Below are 16,609 nucleotides of genomic sequence, written 5' to 3'. Positions count from 1 at the left end.
TTCTGCCGGGGAAGAAAGGTAACCTGCCACCATGCCGATCAAGACCTACACCGAGGAGTTCCGCCGCGACGCGGTCGCCCTCTACGAGAACTCACCCGGGGTATCGATCAACGCCCTCGCCACAGAACTCGGCGTCAACCGCAACACGCTCCAGATCTGGGTCCGCAAATACGGCACCGGAGCCCGCACCAGCAGCTCGGATTCTTCCTCCAGCTCTGACACACCGACCGTGGTGACCGAAGCGGAACGCATCCGCCAGCTGGAACGAGAAGTTCGCAGACTCCGGGAGGAACGCGACATTCTGCGCAAGGCCGCGAAATATTTTGCGGAAGAGACGAACTGGTGATCCGCTTCCAGTTCGTTGACGACGCCCGGAACGACCATTCGGTTAAGCGGTTATGCGAGGTCCTCAAGCTCAATCGGTCCTCGTACTACAAATGGAAAAACACCTCCGCCACCAGGAAGAAACGTCTGCTCAGCGACGCGATCCTCGGCGCAAGGGTCAAGGCCGTGTTCACCAAGGAACGCGGATGCTACGGGGCGAAACGCATCACTGCGGAACTCAACGACGATTCGACCGCAACCCCGGTCAACCACAAGAAAGTCGCCCGCATCATGCGCTCGTTGAAGCTGTTCGGGTATTCGAAGAAACGCAAGATCACCACCCCGGTGTCCGAGGGAAAGAAGTCGGTTTTTCCGGATCTCGTGGGAAGGAAATTCACCGCTGAGCATCCCAATCGGGTCTACGTCGGCGACATCACCTACCTGCCGATCGCGGACGGGTCGAATATGTACCTGGCCACCGTCATCGACTGCTATTCCCGTCGGCTGGTCGGCTTCGCGATCGCCGATCACATGCGCACCTCCCTGGTCCAGGACGCGCTGGTGATGGCGAAGGGACAGCGTGGAAGTCTAAAGGATGCTGTTTTTCACTCGGATCACGGAAGTGTCTATACCTCGCATGCGTTCCAGGACACGTGCGGGGAGTTAGGGATCCGGCAGTCGATGGGCGCGATTGGTGCCAGTGCTGACAATGCCTTGGCGGAGTCATTTAACGCCGCGTTGAAGCGCGAGGTCCTCCAGGACGCGAAGACGTTTACCAATCAGTTGCAGTGCCGGCGAGATGTTTTCCGCTGGTGTACCCGCTACAACACCACGCGTCGACATTCCTGGTGTAAATATCTCGCGCCAGCAGTGTTTGAGGAGCGGTGTCCTGTTATGCTGAGATCTGCTTCCTGATCACATCCCCTGTGTCTACTTTCCGGGGGTCGGGCCCTGGTGACCCCCTACCCGAGTGAACGGCGCGAGGACTACTACCACTTCCCGCAAGTCGGCACGTTCGTCCGTATCCGCGGCCTGGTGTCCACCACCTTCCTGCGCCGCGGGGAGACGATGGTGATCCGGTGGACGAAGTTCTGGGAGCAGCACGTCGTCCGCAACTACGTCGACGTGGTCGCCATGATCGAGGAGCCGGCCGCTGCCGAGTACTTCCCCACGATGCAGGAGGTGTGGGATCTCATCGAGCTGGGGGCTACGACGCTTCCTGGCGAGCGCATCCTGGGCATGCGGGCAACCGACGCGCAGCTGATCGTGACGGTCGGCGTTGATGAAGGGGCGTCCCGGGAGTGGGTGGTGGACTGGCCGGACCTCACCCAGATCATCCGTGATGCCTCTGCCCTGCGGGACAACACCCGTGACCTGGCTGACCGTGCGGTGCAGGCCCTGGAGGCCGGGGTGCAGGTGCTGCGTGACGAGCTCCTGGACTATGGGGGTATCGCCTCGGCTGCGGCGAAGATCGCGCTTGACGCGGCGGAGGAGGCGAAGCAGTCGGCCGGTGAGTCCGGGAAGGACGCCTACCAGATTGCTGTCCTGCGGGGTTTCGAGGGCACTGAGGACGAGTGGCTGGCGTCGCTGGTGGGTGAGCCTGGCCCGCAGGGTGAGCGCGGGTTGCAGGGGCCGCGTGGTGATCAGGGTCCTGTCGGCGCGACTGGTGCGCAGGGTGATCGTGGCCCGGCGGGCCCGCAGGGTGAGCCGGGTGAGCGTGGTGAGGACGGTAAGAGCGTGGCGATCGCCGGCACTGTCGCAGCCGCTGCGGACCTGCCGACTGGGCTGGGTACCGGGGATGCCGGCCAGGGGTACGTCACCGCGAATGACGGGCATCTGCACGTGTGGTCTGGCACCGGGTGGACCGATGTGGGCCCGGTGCGTGGCCCGAAGGGCGATCCGGGGCCGAAGGGTGATCCCGGCCCGGTCGGCGACCAGGGCCCTCCGGGTGCCACCGGCCCGGCGGGGCAGGCTGGTGCCGACGGTGCACAGGGTGAGCCCGGCCCGGTGGGCCCGCGGGGTGAGAAGGGCGAGCAGGGAGATCGTGGGCTCACCGGCACCCAGGGAGCGACCGGACCGCAGGGACCGGCCGGTGTGGACGGGGCCGACGGTGCGGGTTTCCTGCTCAAGGGCAGCGTCACCGGTATCGGCGATCTCCCGTCGAATGCGCAGGTGGGTGACGCCTACGCCCTGGCCGACGGCACAGCGGTGCAGCGCCTTCCGGTGGGCTGGTCCCCGGCGGTGGCGTTCCGTGGCCCGCAGGGGCCGCAGGGTCCGACGGGTGAGCAGGGTCCGCGTGGCTACCAGGGTGCGACGGGTGCCACCGGACCGCAGGGCCCGGCTGGCCGTGACGGCCAGGACTACACCGTGCCCGGATGGTCGAGCACGGGCATGACATTTCGTGACGGTGGGACGATCAACCTGGGCGCCGGTGGGTCGTTTCGCTACCGGTGGAGGCAGGACCGGGGGATGTTCCGCTGCTTCTACCAAGTCCGGTGGGGAACGGGCGCGTCCTCTGGTGGTGGGTGGGTGTACCTCACTCTGCCGGTCACCCCGCCGTCGACTATTCCCGAGGTTCCCGGGTCGGGGATCTACTACTCGGCGGCCGCCAACTTCTTGATGAACGCGACACCGGTGGTGATCCCTGGGTCGCGCAACGTGCACTTCCAGGTGTCCAAATCCCAGACCGACACCCGGCTTGCTCCGTTCCAAATCTGGAACGACAGCAACGGCAACGCGACCGGCAACCCGTACAACCAGGGCTTCACGCTCGACGCCAACGGGTCGACCTTGTACGGCCAGTTCGAGTTCCCCACCAGCTAGGAGACGATCCCCCATGACTACCCCTAACCAGACCACCCCGCAGGACAACCGCGCGTCGGAGACAGTCGACCTGATGATTGCCCGTCTCCGTGAGCTACAGGGCTCGGGCGAGTACCCGCCGCTGGGCCGCAGGATCACCGCGGGTGCCGGCCTTGAGGGTGGGGGCACCCTCGAGACGGATGTCACGCTGCGTCTCCCAGCGGAGACGGTCACTCTGCTTGAGGAGCTGACGGGCCTGGACTTGTCGACGCTGGTGAATGACGAGGATCTGACGCGCGCGCTGCAGGGCCGGCTGACAGCGAGTGATCTGGCGCCGCGGGTGTACTACCGGGATTTCACGGTCACGGATGCTCCGTTGTCGACGGTGACAGCACCCCTGATCCGGGCGGACGCGGCGGCCACGATCACCCGGATCACGGTGGTGGTGGGCACTCCGGGGTCGCAGCCGGTGGTGGTGCGCGCGGCTGGGCACCGGGTCACGGTGACAGCTGGGGCGGAGGCCACGACGTCGGTCGTGGAGATCGCCCGGGCGGACGGTCAGTCCATCCCCGTGACCGTGGAGGCGACGGATGCGGCGGGGATTGTCGTGTCGCTGCGGATGGAGGAGGTGGCAACGAAGTGACCGCGGTTGTTGAGGCTCTGCGTGGGCTGTCCCCCGCGGTGCTGGTGCACGCGGAGAGCGGGGCGCCGAAGGCGAGTGCGGGTGTGCTGTCCCACCAGGGGGCGCAGGTGGTGCCCGGGCTGGGTGGGCAGGTCACACGGCTTCTCAGCGGTGAGGTGCGGGTGCAGTCGCTTCCTGACCTGACGGGGGCACGGACGTTCACCATGTTGGCGTGGTTCCGGGGTGGTGCACACAGTAGTACGAGGCGGCTGGTGGGCCGGGAGAACGGTTCGACGTGGGTGACCCTCGAGGTCGGCCGTGATGGTCTCCCGGCGACGGGGATTGCGTCGACGAATGGTGGGTGGTCGATCCGGGTGCCGGGTGGGCGGCGTGTTGACGATGGCCACTGGCACCTGATCGGTGTGGTGGTCACTCGCCGGCCGGGTCCGTTCGGGCTGGACAGCGGTGGTGTGGATGTGCGGCTGTGGGTTGATGATGACTGGTCCCGGGCGGGGTACATCGATCCGGGGTTGTTCGGTCGGGCGGTGCGGTTGGAGATGACTACTCCGGTGGTGGTGGGGCGTAGTGCGGCGGGGGCGTCGCCGTTGGTGGGTGAGGCGGGGCCGGTGGCGGTGTTCACGCGTGCGTTGTCGGCGTCGCAGATGCGTGGGGTGTGGGGTGTTGTGCCGGATCAGAGTGCGGAGTTTCGGGGTTGGGGCATCGCGATCTGACGTGTCACCCCCTGTCTCTACGTTCCGGGGTGGTCGTACAGACGTGCGACTTCACCTTCTTACTCGCCGACATGATCGGCAGAAAGGGACAGTAATGGCTCGCCATACTCTGTTCGTCATTCCGGGCACCTGGGAGATCAAGCCGGGTTCCACCCCGAGCACCCCGACTGGTCTGCTCGCGCCGTATGCGACTGACCTCGACCGCAATGTCTGGGACGTCAAGTTCGTCAACTACCCGGCATCCTTCGGCGTCATCCCGGGCGACCGTGACCCCCTCCTGCGGGCCCGACCCCCGGAAAGTAGACACAGGGGATGTGATCAGGAAGCAGATCTCAGCATAACAGGACACCGCTCCTCAAACACTGCTGGCGCGAGATATTTACACCAGGAATGTCGACGCGTGGTGTTGTAGCGGGTACACCAGCGGAAAACATCTCGCCGGCACTGCAACTGATTGGTAAACGTCTTCGCGTCCTGGAGGACCTCGCGCTTCAACGCGGCGTTAAATGACTCCGCCAAGGCATTGTCAGCACTGGCACCAATCGCGCCCATCGACTGCCGGATCCCTAACTCCCCGCACGTGTCCTGGAACGCATGCGAGGTATAGACACTTCCGTGATCCGAGTGAAAAACAGCATCCTTTAGACTTCCACGCTGTCCCTTCGCCATCACCAGCGCGTCCTGGACCAGGGAGGTGCGCATGTGATCGGCGATCGCGAAGCCGACCAGCCGACGGGAGAAACAGTCGATGACGGTGGCCAGGTACATATTCGACCCGTCCGCGATCGGCAGGTAGGTGATGTCGCCGACGTAGACCCGATTGGGATGCTCAGCGGTGAATTTCCTTCCCACGAGATCCGGAAAAACCGACTTCTTTCCCTCGGACACCGGGGTGGTGATCTTGCGTTTCTTCGAATACCCGAACAGCTTCAACGAGCGCATGATGCGGGCGACTTTCTTGTGGTTGACCGGGGTTGCGGTCGAATCGTCGTTGAGTTCCGCAGTGATGCGTTTCGCCCCGTAGCATCCGCGTTCCTTGGTGAACACGGCCTTGACCCTTGCGCCGAGGATCGCGTCGCTGAGCAGACGTTTCTTCCTGGTGGCGGAGGTGTTTTTCCATTTGTAGTACGAGGACCGATTGAGCTGGAGGACCTCGCATAACCGCTTAACCGAATGGTCGTTCCGGGCGTCGTCAACGAACTGGAAGCGGATCACCAGTTCGTCTCTTCCGCAAAATATTTCGCGGCCTTGCGCAGAATGTCGCGTTCCTCCCGGAGTCTGCGAACTTCTCGTTCCAGCTGGCGGATGCGTTCCGCTTCGGTCACCACGGTCGGTGTGTCAGAGCTGGAGGAAGAATCCGAGCTGCTGGTGCGGGCGCCGGTGCCGTATTTGCGGACCCAGATCTGGAGCGTGTTGCGGTTGACGCCGAGTTCTGTGGCGAGGGCGTTGATCGATACCCCGGGTGAGTTCTCGTAGAGGGCGACCGCGTCGCGGCGGAACTCCTCGGTGTAGGTCTTGATCGGCATGGTGGCAGGTTACCTTTCTTCCCCGGCAGAAAGCCGGGTTGTCGGGTGTCTACCAAACAGGGGTCAGGTCCTGCACCTCGGCTCCCCGTCCTACGCTGAGTCTCGCGACCAGGGCGTTGCCGAGGTCAAGCGCCTCATCAACGAGACCCCGGGAACCTTCGGCATCGCCGGCTTCTCCCAGGGCGGTGCTGTCGCCGACCTGGTGGTCAAGGCACTCGTCGAAGGCGACATGCAGCACCGCGTCGGTGACTGCCGTTGGGCACACGTCTTCGCTTCCCCGTACCGCGCGAAGGGCAAGTCCTTCCACCTGGATGATCCGAACCGCCTCAAGTTCGAGGGTGTCGCAGGTCAGCCGGTCTGGAACACCTGGCCGATCGACTACTTCGCCTACGCCCACGCCGACGACCTGTTCACCAACACTGACCTGGATAACACCTGGGGCAAGGAGATTCACGACATCCTGGAGCACACCGGCGTCGGCAACCCGCAGGCGCAGGCAGCTACCACTGACAGCGTGATGAAGCTGATCGCGCTGATCAACGGCGCGGTTGCGACTCCGGCTAACCTCGCCAAGACCATCAACACTGCTGAGGCGATGATGCGCTACCAGAACGAGAACGCCCACGGTCGCTACAACGATCCGTCCTACCCGATCTTCGGTGGCCGCACCGCCCTGGGCCACTCCATCAACCACCTCAACTACTGGGGTGCACGCATCTAGAACAAAGATGCAACGAGGGTGCCGTCCCGAGTTCGTCGGGACGGCACCCTCATGCGCTCTCGAGCGCTAGTTACCTTTTGAGTTCAGGAAGCTGTCTAGCTGGATCGCTGCTCAGTGAGCGGGATTCCATTGATGAGCTTGAAAATGAAGCTCAACAGAAGTCCACCAAAAAAGATGCCTCCCACCCACAGGCCAGGGTCTTTCGAGCTCTCAAGTCCTTGATACATGGGGCCACCGTTCATCGCGAGTTCCTTTCGAATTCCATGGCAGGTTCAGTACTTACATCGCCAACCATAGTCCGAGTGTTACGCATTCCGACGGCGATCCGTCACCCCTCCCCCTTAGCGTGCGGACTGTAACGAAACTGAGAGGGGAACTCCTTGGCTACCGCCGTTGACTACGCCGCCGGTGTACCGGCCGCGGCAGCGATCAGACGTGCCGGCCACTCGGGCGTCGTCAGGTACGTCAGCCCACCGCGTCGGGGTGCCGAGTGGATGCGTGGCAAGCCCGTCCACCGCGACGAGATCAACGACCTGCACAACAACGGAGTAGACGTCGCCGCGGTGTGGCAGTTCGGCAAGGACCGCCACCCCGACGTCCTCCGCGGCAAAGTCGGCGGGGAACTCGACGCCCGTGCCGCCGACGAGCACCTGCGCTCCATCGGCATGGACGGGTGGCCGGTGTTCTTCGCCGTCGACTTCGACATCACCCTGGCCCAGTGGAACCTCGTGGCGTCGGAGTACTTCCGGGCCGCCTGCCGGGTGCTCGGCCGGGACCGGGTAGGAATCTACGGCCACTCCCGGGTGTGCGACTGGGCCCGCGAGGACGCGGTGATCGCTGACCTCGGTGGGAGCAAGCACCTGATGTGGCAGACCCGCTCCTGGTCGGCAGGCGTGATCCACCCCGGTGCTGTGTTGTACCAGCGGATCGTCGACACCCCCTCCACGCCCGGCCCCGTCATCGACGGTGTGACCGTCGACGTCAACGACATCCGCCACAGCTACTGGGGACAGCACCCACCCACTGTCGCCCCGTCCCCGACCCGAAAGGAGGTAGCACCCATGAGCGCTACCAGCATCCAGCCGGACCCGACCGGGACCGGCGACCCGACCTGGCTTCCCGACGTCCTGCGCCTGTTCGGAGTCACCGTCATCGAACACCCCGGGTGGCGTACCCGCGGACACGGTGACTTCACCGACATCGTCGGCTTCATGATGCACCACACCGGCGGCTCCACCCCGGACCGCACCTCCCCCGGCTACGTCGCCGACAACCCCGGCGTCGGCGGTGGACTGTCCGCCACGCTGTTCGGTCACCGCGACGGCACCGTGGAGATTCTCGGCGCCGGTATCGCCTACCACGCCGGCCTGGCAGACCCGGGGTGTGGTGGTGCCGCCGGCCAGGGCTACGTCACCCGACCGTCGGCCACCGGCCCGAAGCTGTATACCTCGGGCAATGCCCGCTACATCGGGATCGAGCCACAGAACTCCGGCCGGGAGCCGTGGGAGCCCGAACTGTACGACGCGTGCGTGCGCTCCGCGGCTGCGGTGCTCTGGTACAAGGGCCTGACCGCCGACCGTGCCCACCTGCCCGGCCACAAGGAGTACGCCCCCAGCCGCAAGGTTGACCCCAACCTGAACATGGACGCGTTCCGTCGTGACGTCCAGCACCTGATCGACAACCCCCCGTTTACTACCGAGACCACAGGAGGTCTATTCATGTCCCTGCCCGTTGAGCGCCAGGAAGAGCTGGCGGCGAAGATCGACCGCATCCACTTCGAGCTCACCCACAAGTTCCAGTCCCGCTACGAGAACGCCGACGGTGAGCGGTCTGAGCACCGCGAGACGCTGGTGGGCTACATCCTCGACAACGACCGGAAGATCGAGGACATGCACGCCAACATGCTCCCAGCGATCTGGGATCGGCTGACGGATGCGGCCCGCAATGCCAAGGCCACCTTCGAGCGGGTCATGACCACCGGCCCCGCCCCGACGGCCGACTCCGCCATGACCGCCTCCGAGAAGGAGTCCTAAGCCATGTCCCAGCTCTCCCCCGTCCAGCAGGCCGGCGCCGCGGCGATCGCGAAGCAGTCGTGGTTCCTGCGCCGCAAGGACTCCCTCACCGCGGTAGCCGGCGTGGTCCTGCAGATCGCCCAGGTTGCCACGGTGTACGCGGTGGGTGCCCCACTGTGGGTGTCCGCGGTCATCGCGCTGATCATCGGCACGGCTGAGGTCGTCATCCACGCCGCCACCCCGCAGGCGCTGACTCCGTCTGGTGTCTCGCGTGCTGCCCGGGAGTACCAGGCCCAGATGCCGGTGCCGGCCGCTGCCGTGGATGCAGCCCGCCAGGTGGGCGACACGATCAGGGCGGGCCGTGAGGTCGTCGAGAACCTCCGCCCCGGGTTCTCCGTCTACCACTAGGTCAGGTTCCCCGTGCCAATCGAGTACCTTCCTGCCCCTGTCCAGCCGTGGGCCCGCCGCCTCCGCGGGTGGCTGCTCAGCGACGCCTCGGCCCTGCTGGTCCTGGCATACAGCGCGTGGGGTCACGCGGCCGCCTACCAGTGGATTCACACCCAGGTCACCCACCCGGCGGAAGCGTACTTCGGATTCCACGTGTGGGCACTGGTGTGGGCCGGGGTCGGGGTGCTCGCGCTCGCCGGGGCAGTGTGGCATCGACACCTGGTCGCCACCCTGGCGACGGGGGCGGTCGTCGGTATCCATGCACTGTGGGCGGCCAGTCACCTTGGTGGTGCACTGGTGGGGGACTTCGCCCGCGGCTATGTCGGGTTCAGCGTCTATTCGTCGCTGGTCCTGCTGACGTTCTGGTCCCTGTGGAGGGGTGCCCGGACGGAGATCCAGATCAGACCGATTGAGGGGGAGCATAGTGCAGGTCGAGCCCGAGCACGTTCTTAGCTTCCTTGGTGTCGTCATTGCTGCGTGGCTGTCCTACGCTTCGGCGCGGGTGGCGGCACGTGCGAAGGTTCAGACGGTGACGCAGGAGAAGGAGGACGGGAAGATTCAGACGGCGGTGGACCGGGTTCTTGGGGTCATGGAGGAGGGTTTCGCCGCGCGAGATCAGAAGATCGGCCGGCTGGATGGTCGGCTGCAGGCGTTGGAGCGTAAGGATGATGCGTGGCGTCGTCATGTGCTGGACTGGCGTGAGGCGCACCCGGACCGTAGTAGGTGGCCGACGCCGCCGATGGAGGTGCGGGCTGATCTGCCTGACTGAGTGGGTGAGTGATTACGCAGGGAGGTGATCCACCACTTATCCACCGGTTTACGCCACACAAGCAGACACGTACGCACACATTCGCACCAGCTGGAGTTCGAGAAATTCGCTGGCTACCAGCTAAATGACACGATCCTCTACCAGTATTATTACGCAGATGCGTATAGCGGGTGTCGGAGGTTCGATTCCTCTCAGGGGCGCAGCACACCCCCGTTGACCTGTATCAACGGGGGTTCTTTCATGGGTCGCCACGGTCGATGGCCGGTGAGCATCGCCCGATCCGGCCGCCCCGGAGCCCACTGTTCACCGGCGATCGACGCCGCCGCCGACGCTCCCCCACCGTCCGTTGCTATTGTGACAGGTGTTGTCAGTGTGATACCTCCAGGAGACCCACCATGCCCATGAACCGCCGCGGTTTCCTCCGCGCCTCCGCCCTCGCCCTCGCCGCCGGCACCATCGGCGTCGCCGCCCCGCAGGCCGCCGCCCAGGGCCGCATCCTGGGCACCGTCATCGACTACGCCGCCGGGGTCCCCTCGGCCGCCGCCATCCGGGGAGCCGGCCACCTGGGTGCCGTGCGCTACGTCTCGCAGCGCCGCCCGGGCACGGAGAACTGGATGCTGGGCAAGCCGGTCACCCTCGCGGAGACCGTCTCCCTCGCCCAGTACGGCCTCCAGACCGCCTCGGTGTACCAGTTCGGCCGCGCCGAGACCGCCGACTGGCTGCGCGGGGCCGCAGGCGCCCTGGAGCACGCCCCGCAGGCGATTGCGCTGCACGTCGCCGCCGGTGGTCCGAAGGGTCGTCCGATCTACATCGCCATCGACGACAACCCGACCCGCGCCCAGTACGAGAACCAGATCCGCCCCTACCTGCAGGCCTTCAGCGCGGCCCTGCACGCGGCGGGCTACCAGACGGGCGTGTACGGCAACTACCACGTCATCGAGTGGTGCACGCAGGACGGGATCGGTGAGTTCTTCTGGATGCACGACTGGGGATCCGGCGGGCGCATCCACCCGCGCACGACGATCCACCAGCTCCCGCGGGAGGATCAGCGGGTCATCGACGGCGTCAAGGTGGACATCAACAACGTGTACGCCAGCGACTGGGGGCAGTGGACCCCGCACGTGCCCCACGTGCCGGTCCCGCCCGTTCCCCCGGCGCCGGAGGTGTCCACCGACCAGCTGACCCAGCTGCTCAACCTGCTGCGGACGGCTTCGAGCCTGTAGCCCTGCCGGCCTCCTCCACCTCGTCGGTGAGCTGGAACTCGACGAGGTCGGTGAGGTCGTCGGCGCTGCCGGTGACGGCGGCGGCGACGACGAAGTTCTCGCCGAAGGACACGGAGGAGTGCAGGTCCTTCTTGTCCGACCATCCCCACTTGGTGCCGATCACCCCGGGCAGCACCGAGGTCCCGAAGTCCTGGCCGTAGCCGTCGGCGGCGATGGGGGTCGCCTCCGCCATGGCCACCAGGATGGGGTGCATGGGGTCCCTCTCGAGCAGTTGCGCGATGAAGTTGACCGCGTCGTAGGTGGACGTCACCGAGAATCCCCACCGGTCGGCGGCCCGTGTGGACAGCAGTCCGTACTTCTTCGCCACGACGTCGATGGAGTCGGGGTACTTCCGGTACAGCTCCCCCGCCGACCTGTCGTCCGAGGAGCTGATCATGTTGATCGCCTCGTACTGTTCGGTCAGGGTGCCGTGCTCGATGACGTACTCCGCGATGTAGAGCTTGATGAGGCTCAGTGCGGGCCGCGCGAAGCGTTCCGTGGCGGTGCCGGTGCGTTTCCCGTCGGAGATGCGGTAGAAGCTCACCTGGGAGCCTGTGGAGTTCTCCACGAATGACTCGAGGTCCGGTCCGTCGACGGTGACGGGCCGGACCTGCTGCTTCTCGACGCCCCCGGCGGGGTCCCCGGCGGCGTCGGGAAGCGGGGCCTCACGTGGGAGGCCGAGGACCGCGACCAACGGGATGGCGCGCAGCACCGTGGTGACCACGGCGATCACCGCCCGGGAGAAATTTGTTGACACGTCTGAACATGATAGCGCCGCCATCACGTGGATGGCGGCGCTGGGATGCTGCCCGGTCTGGCGGGAGGTCAGGCGACTAGTGGTCGACCGGAGCCTCGACGCCGACACCGGTGAGGGAGCGGACCTCCATCTCGGCGGCCAGGTGATCCAGGTTGTCCGGCTTGGTGGCCAGGGTGGCGATGATACCGGCCAGGAAGGCCAGCGGGATCGCAACCAGACCCGGGCTGGTCAGCGGGAACCAGGACCAGTCGGCGTTCGGGAACATGGCGCTCGGAACACCGGACACGGCCGGGGAGAAGAAGATGAACACCAGGGAGGCGATGACACCGGTGTACATGGAGGCGACGGCACCGGCGGTGTTGAAGCGCTTCCAGTACAGGGAGAACAGGATCGTCGGGACGTTCGCGGAGGCTGCCACGGCGAAGGCCAGGGAGACCAGGAACGCGACGTTCTGGGACATGGCCAGGATGCCCAGGATGATGGAGACGATGCCCAGGACGATCACGGTGATGCGGGAGACACGGACGGTCTCCTCCTCAGAGGCCTTGCCGTCACGGAGGACGTTGTTGTAGACGTCGTGGGCGACGGAGGCGGAGGCGGTGATCGCCAGGCCGGCGACGACGGCGAGAACCGTGGCGAAGGCGACAGCGGAGATCAGGGCCATGAAGATGGAGCCACCGAGGTCCAGTGCCAGCAGCGGGGCTGCGGCGTTGGCGCCACCAGGGGCGTTGAGGATGCGCTCCGGGCCGACCAGTGCAGCGGCACCGTAGCCGAGGACCATGGCCATGAGGTAGAAGGTACCGATGAGGACGATGGCCCAGGTGACGGACTTACGTGCTTCCTTGGCGGTCGGGACCGTGTAGAAGCGCATGAGGACGTGCGGCAGACCAGCGGTACCGAGGACCAGGGAGAGGCCCAGGGAGATGAAGTCGAGCTGCTTGGTGAGGGTGCCGCCGTACTTCAGGCCCGGCTTCATGATGTCCTCGGCCGCGTAGGCGACGTCCGGGCTGGCGTCGATGTAGACCTGGTGTGCCGAGATGGCGTCGTTGAACAGGGTGGAGAAGCCACCCTTGACTGCGATGAAGGTCCAGATCGTCATGATACCGACGCCACCGATGAGGAGGACGGCCTTGATCATCTGGACGTAGGTGGTGCCCTTCATGCCGCCGATGAGGACGTAGGCGGTCATGATGACACCGACGACGGCGACGACGATGGCCTGCTCGGTGGTGCCGTGCAGGTCCAGGAGGACGGAGACCAGGGAGCCGGCACCGGCCATCTGGGCGATCAGGTAGAAGAGGGAGACCGCGAGGGTCGCGACAGCGGCGGCCACACGGACCGGCTTCTGGCGCAGACGGAAGGAGAGCACGTCAGCCATGGTGAAGCGGCCGACGTTACGCAGCGGCTCGGCGACGAGCAGCAGGGCGACCAGCCAGGCGACGAAGAAGCCGATGGAGTAGAGGAATCCGTCGTAACCGCTCAGTGCGATGGAGCCGACGATACCGAGGAACGAGGCTGCCGACAGGTAGTCACCTGCGATGGCGAGGCCGTTCTGGGTACCGGTGAAGGATGCGCCACCGGTGTAGAAGTCGGAGGCCTCGGAGGTGGTCTTGCCGGCACGCATGACGACGGTCATGGTGACGACGATGAACACGACGAAGACCGCGATGTTCAGGAGCGGGTTGCCCGTGTTTTCCTGTGCAAGGTAGGTGAGGTCCATTGTCCTAACCCTCCATTTCCTGGCGAATCGCGGCGGTGCGCGGCTCGATGTTCTTGTTGGCGAACTTCACGTAGATCCAGGTGATCAGGAACGTGGTGAAGAACTGAAGAAGGCCGAAGATGATGCCGTAGTTGAAGCCACCACCGACGGGGGTAGCCATCCAGTCAGCCGCGAAAGTTGCCGTCAGCAGGTACACGAGGAACCAGATGAAGAAGGCTGCGGACATGGGGAAGGTGAACTTACGGAAGACGGAGCGCAGTTCCTGGAACTGCGGACTCGCCTGCATCGAGATAAATTCCTCGGACGTCGGCTCGCGCCGGCCATCCGGTCGGACAACTGGAGTCGCGCTCACTGTGTTCTCTCTTTCGTGTTGGCCCCGGAACCTCCGGGGGTCGAGCTTTCGGTGACCCTCACCTCAGGACGGGCGCCCTGTGTAAGTAATCACACTCTGTGCTGCAAATGTAAGTTACCTGGCTCACATTGCAACATTGAAGTGAACGGACAACATTGCCCCACAATGTGCCCCGCATCACCCCCACGACCCCGTGCGACCTGCATCGGGATTGGTAGCACAACTACCCCCGCTCGGGAACTCATGTCGTCTCGCTAAGTTTGCAAAGCCAAACTTCGCAACTTCCGCGATCTTCACAAATGTGGCGAACACTGACCACAGACGTTCACATGATTGAGTTCTTAAGCTATTTCCCCAGGTCAGGGGATTTTTTATTCAGGCAACCGCAATTCCTCAGAAAACCCGCGGGTCCTCGAAGATCCTACCGAAGCCCGGCTGAGTGTCCAGAGATGTCACAGCTTCGACCTGTTCCCGGGTCAATGTGAAGTCCATCGCAGCCAGGTTCTCCGCCAGACGCGTGGGCCGCGCCGACTTGGGGATGACCACGCACCCGAGCTGCATCGCCCACCGCAGGGCCACCTGCGCTGGGGTCCGTCCCACCTTCCGCGCCACCGCGCCGACGACGGGGTTGGCCAGCACGATGCCGCGCCCGAGGGGCGACCACGCGACCGTCGTCACGCCGAGCTCCCGGTGCACCTCACGCAGGGACGCCTGCGAGAAGCCGGGGTGCAGCTCCACCTGGTTGGTGGCGGGCACGACACCCACCTTCTCGACGACCTCCCGCAGCACCTCCTCATAGAAGTTCGCCACCCCCACCGCCTGCACGAGGCCCAGCCCCTGCAGGCGGGCGATGGCCTCGAAGCTCTCGACGTAACGGTTCTGCGCGGCGTGCGGCCAGTGCACAAGATAGAGGTCGACGTAGTCGAGACCCAGGCGGTCGAGGGAGCGTCGGAAAGCACCGGGGATGTTCTCGGCGCCCTGCTCGTCCTGCCACGCCTTCGTGGTGATGAACATCTCCTCGCGGGTGACGTCCCCCGCGGCGATGGCGTCGGCGACGGCCTGCCCGACGATCTCCTCGTTGCCGTAGGCCGAGGCGGTGTCGATGTGCCGGTAGCCGAGGGCGATGGCCTCGCGGATGACCCGCTTCCCCTCCTCCCCCGTCAGATTCCACGTACCCAACCCGAGCTGGGGGATCTCGGTGCCGTCGTTGAGGGTGAGGGTCGGGGGGATGCGCATGTCCCCCATTGTGCCCCCAAACACCCGAGACAGGCGTGGAACACCCCGAAGACCTCCGGTTCTGCCAATAGGATTGGATCCATGACTGATGTCCGAAACCCCCACGTCCACCACATCGCGGAGCTGTCCGACGATGAGATCTTCGCCGCCCACGAGAGTGGCAAGCTGTCGATCCGTACCGCCCGCCCGCTGAAGACCCAGCGCGACCTCTCCCTCTGCTACACGCCGGGCGTCGCCCGCGTGTGCACCGCGATCGCGGAGAACCCTGCGCTCGCGAGCCGCTTCACCGGGGTGGGACACACCGTGGCGATCATCTCGGACGGCACCGCCGTCCTCGGCCTGGGGGACATCGGGCCGCGCGCCGCCCTGCCGGTCATGGAGGGCAAGGCCCAGCTCTTCGACCGCTTCGCCGGACTCAACGCCGTCCCGATCGTCCTCGACGAGACGGACACGGACCGCCTCGTGGACGTCATCAAGGCCATCGCCCCCTCCTTCGGCGCCATCAACCTGGAGGACATCTCCGCGCCGCGCTGCTTCGAGGTGGAGCGTCGCCTCATCGAGGAGCTGGACATGCCGGTCATGCACGACGACCAGCACGGCACCGCCGTGGTCATCCTCGCCGCCCTGACGAACGCCTGCCGCCTCCTCGACCGCGACATGGCTGATCTGCGGGTCGTCATCTCCGGCGCCGGTGCCGCCGGTGTGGCCTGCCAGAAGATCCTCACCGACGCCGGAGTCACCGACATCGTCATGCTCGACTCCCGCGGCGTCATCCACGAGGACCGCAGCAACCTCAGCGCCGTCAAGCAGGAGCTGGCGGAGTCCACGAACCCGCGCAGCGTCAACGGCGGCGTCGTGGAGGCGTTCCGGGGCGCCGACACCTTCATCGGTCTGTCCGCCGGCTCCATCCCCGAGGAGGCGCTGCAGGTGATGGCCGACCGCCCGATCCTGTTCTCCCTGGCCAACCCGGACCCGGAGATCGACCCGGACCTCGCCTACCGCTACGGTGCGGTCGTGGCGACGGGCCGCTCCGACCTGCCGAACCAGATCAACAACGTCCTCGCCTTCCCGGGCATCTTCCACGGCGCCCTCGCCGCCGGCGCCACGGAGATCACCCCCGCCATGAAGGTCGCGGCGTCCCGGGCCATCGCGAAGGTCGCGGAGGAGCACCTCGACATCGAGCACATCGTCCCCTCCCCCCTCGACCCCGCCGTGGCCCCCGCCGTGAGCAAGGCCGTCGCCGCCGCCTGGGCGGCCGCCAACTCCTAGTCGAAGACAACGACGCCCCGGAACCTGTGGTTCCGGGGCGTCACTGCGTGAGGCGTGCT

General features: G+C 65.6%; 15 protein-coding genes. 10 read left to right on the top strand and 5 right to left on the bottom strand.

What is annotated here, in order from left to right; translation table 11 throughout:
* The first annotated feature begins 31 nt into the window (after nt 1-31).
* From B842_RS03335 to B842_RS03315, 4 genes are all read left to right on the top strand, one after another.
* A protein-coding gene (locus B842_RS03335) for an IS3 family transposase (RefSeq protein WP_428839102.1) occupies nt 32-1,239 on the top strand; the annotation gives its coding sequence in 2 pieces (ribosomal slippage) (nt 32-332 and nt 332-1,239; 1,209 coding nt in all).
* Nucleotides 1,240-1,278: 39 nt separating this feature from the next.
* On the top strand, nt 1,279-3,147 hold the full coding sequence (locus tag B842_RS13085) for a collagen-like domain-containing protein (protein ID WP_052437707.1): 1,869 nt from the start codon (nt 1,279-1,281) through the stop codon (nt 3,145-3,147).
* Nucleotides 3,148-3,160: 13 nt separating this feature from the next.
* Nucleotides 3,161-3,769 carry a hypothetical protein gene (locus tag B842_RS03320; RefSeq protein WP_040085182.1) on the top strand — a complete coding sequence of 203 codons (609 nt, stop codon included), beginning with the start codon at nt 3,161-3,163 and terminating at the stop codon, nt 3,767-3,769.
* Complete coding sequence (locus B842_RS03315) at nt 3,766-4,479, top strand: LamG-like jellyroll fold domain-containing protein (protein WP_040085181.1); 714 nt, start codon at nt 3,766-3,768, stop codon at nt 4,477-4,479. The genes B842_RS03320 and B842_RS03315 overlap by 4 nt, the downstream gene beginning before the upstream one ends.
* A 318-nt stretch (nt 4,480-4,797) precedes the next feature.
* Here B842_RS03315 and B842_RS03310 read toward each other — a convergent pair.
* A protein-coding gene (locus B842_RS03310; RefSeq protein WP_373277311.1) for an IS3 family transposase occupies nt 4,798-6,005 on the bottom strand; the annotation gives its coding sequence in 2 pieces (ribosomal slippage) (nt 4,798-5,705 and nt 5,705-6,005; 1,209 coding nt in all).
* On the opposite strand from B842_RS03310, the gene B842_RS03300 reads away from it, so the two are divergent.
* The 5 genes from B842_RS03300 (at nt 6,004) to B842_RS03270 (ending at nt 11,177) form a co-directional block, all read left to right on the top strand.
* Nucleotides 6,004-6,726 carry an alpha/beta hydrolase family protein gene (locus tag B842_RS03300; protein ID WP_040085178.1) on the top strand — a complete coding sequence of 241 codons (723 nt, stop codon included), beginning with the start codon at nt 6,004-6,006 and terminating at the stop codon, nt 6,724-6,726. The genes B842_RS03310 and B842_RS03300 overlap by 2 nt on opposite strands.
* 380 nt (nt 6,727-7,106) lie before the next feature.
* On the top strand, nt 7,107-8,759 hold the full coding sequence (locus tag B842_RS13080) for a glycoside hydrolase domain-containing protein (protein WP_082028350.1): 1,653 nt from the start codon (nt 7,107-7,109) through the stop codon (nt 8,757-8,759).
* Between the two features lie 3 nt (nt 8,760-8,762).
* Nucleotides 8,763-9,146 (top strand): hypothetical protein, encoded by a 384-nt coding sequence (locus B842_RS13075; protein WP_052437705.1) that lies wholly within the window; start codon nt 8,763-8,765, stop codon nt 9,144-9,146.
* 463 nt (nt 9,147-9,609) lie between these two features.
* Entirely contained in the window at nt 9,610-9,954 is a 345-nt protein-coding gene (locus B842_RS03275; RefSeq protein ID WP_040085176.1) for a hypothetical protein, read from the top strand.
* Between the two features lie 395 nt (nt 9,955-10,349).
* A complete protein-coding gene (locus B842_RS03270) occupies nt 10,350-11,177 on the top strand; it encodes a DUF1906 domain-containing protein (RefSeq protein ID WP_040085175.1) in 828 nt (275 codons plus the stop codon).
* Here B842_RS03270 and B842_RS03265 read toward each other — a convergent pair.
* From B842_RS03265 to B842_RS03250, 4 genes are all read right to left on the bottom strand, one after another.
* A complete protein-coding gene (locus B842_RS03265) occupies nt 11,146-11,973 on the bottom strand; it encodes a hypothetical protein (RefSeq protein WP_245631400.1) in 828 nt (275 codons plus the stop codon). The genes B842_RS03270 and B842_RS03265 overlap by 32 nt on opposite strands.
* Nucleotides 11,974-12,049: 76 nt before the next feature.
* On the bottom strand, nt 12,050-13,693 hold the full coding sequence (locus B842_RS03260; RefSeq protein WP_040085173.1) for a solute symporter family protein: 1,644 nt from the start codon (nt 13,691-13,693) through the stop codon (nt 12,050-12,052).
* 4 nt (nt 13,694-13,697) lie between these two features.
* Nucleotides 13,698-13,979, bottom strand: a complete 282-nt coding sequence (locus B842_RS03255; RefSeq protein ID WP_052437703.1) for a DUF485 domain-containing protein — start codon at nt 13,977-13,979, stop codon at nt 13,698-13,700.
* A 459-nt stretch (nt 13,980-14,438) separates the two neighbouring features.
* A complete protein-coding gene (locus B842_RS03250) occupies nt 14,439-15,290 on the bottom strand; it encodes an aldo/keto reductase (protein WP_040085170.1) in 852 nt (283 codons plus the stop codon).
* 72 nt (nt 15,291-15,362) lie between these two features.
* Between B842_RS03250 and B842_RS03245 the strand changes: the two genes are divergently transcribed.
* Nucleotides 15,363-16,550, top strand: coding sequence for an NAD(P)-dependent malic enzyme (locus B842_RS03245; protein ID WP_040085169.1), 1,188 nt, complete (start codon nt 15,363-15,365; stop codon nt 16,548-16,550).
* The last annotated feature ends 59 nt before the right edge of the window (nt 16,551-16,609 follow it).

The sequence above is a fragment of the Corynebacterium humireducens NBRC 106098 = DSM 45392 genome (genome assembly GCF_000819445.1).
GTDB lineage: Bacteria > Actinomycetota > Actinomycetes > Mycobacteriales > Mycobacteriaceae > Corynebacterium > Corynebacterium humireducens.
This window is presented reverse-complemented; position numbering and strand designations above follow the sequence as displayed.

What these genes read in the sequence shown, in the direction of transcription:
- B842_RS13075 (WP_052437705.1), top strand. Translation starts at nt 8,763, where the DNA reads ATGTCCCAGCTCTCCCCCGTCCAGCAGGCCGGCGCCGCGGCGATCGCG.
- B842_RS03250 (WP_040085170.1), bottom strand. Translation starts at nt 15,290, where the DNA reads ATGGGGGACATGCGCATCCCCCCGACCCTCACCCTCAACGACGGCACC.
- B842_RS03260 (WP_040085173.1), bottom strand. Translation starts at nt 13,693, where the DNA reads ATGGACCTCACCTACCTTGCACAGGAAAACACGGGCAACCCGCTCCTG.
- B842_RS03270 (WP_040085175.1), top strand. Translation starts at nt 10,350, where the DNA reads ATGCCCATGAACCGCCGCGGTTTCCTCCGCGCCTCCGCCCTCGCCCTC.
- B842_RS03320 (WP_040085182.1), top strand. Translation starts at nt 3,161, where the DNA reads ATGACTACCCCTAACCAGACCACCCCGCAGGACAACCGCGCGTCGGAG.
- B842_RS03255 (WP_052437703.1), bottom strand. Translation starts at nt 13,979, where the DNA reads ATGCAGGCGAGTCCGCAGTTCCAGGAACTGCGCTCCGTCTTCCGTAAG.
- B842_RS03300 (WP_040085178.1), top strand. Translation starts at nt 6,004, where the DNA reads ATGGTGGCAGGTTACCTTTCTTCCCCGGCAGAAAGCCGGGTTGTCGGG.
- B842_RS03245 (WP_040085169.1), top strand. Translation starts at nt 15,363, where the DNA reads ATGACTGATGTCCGAAACCCCCACGTCCACCACATCGCGGAGCTGTCC.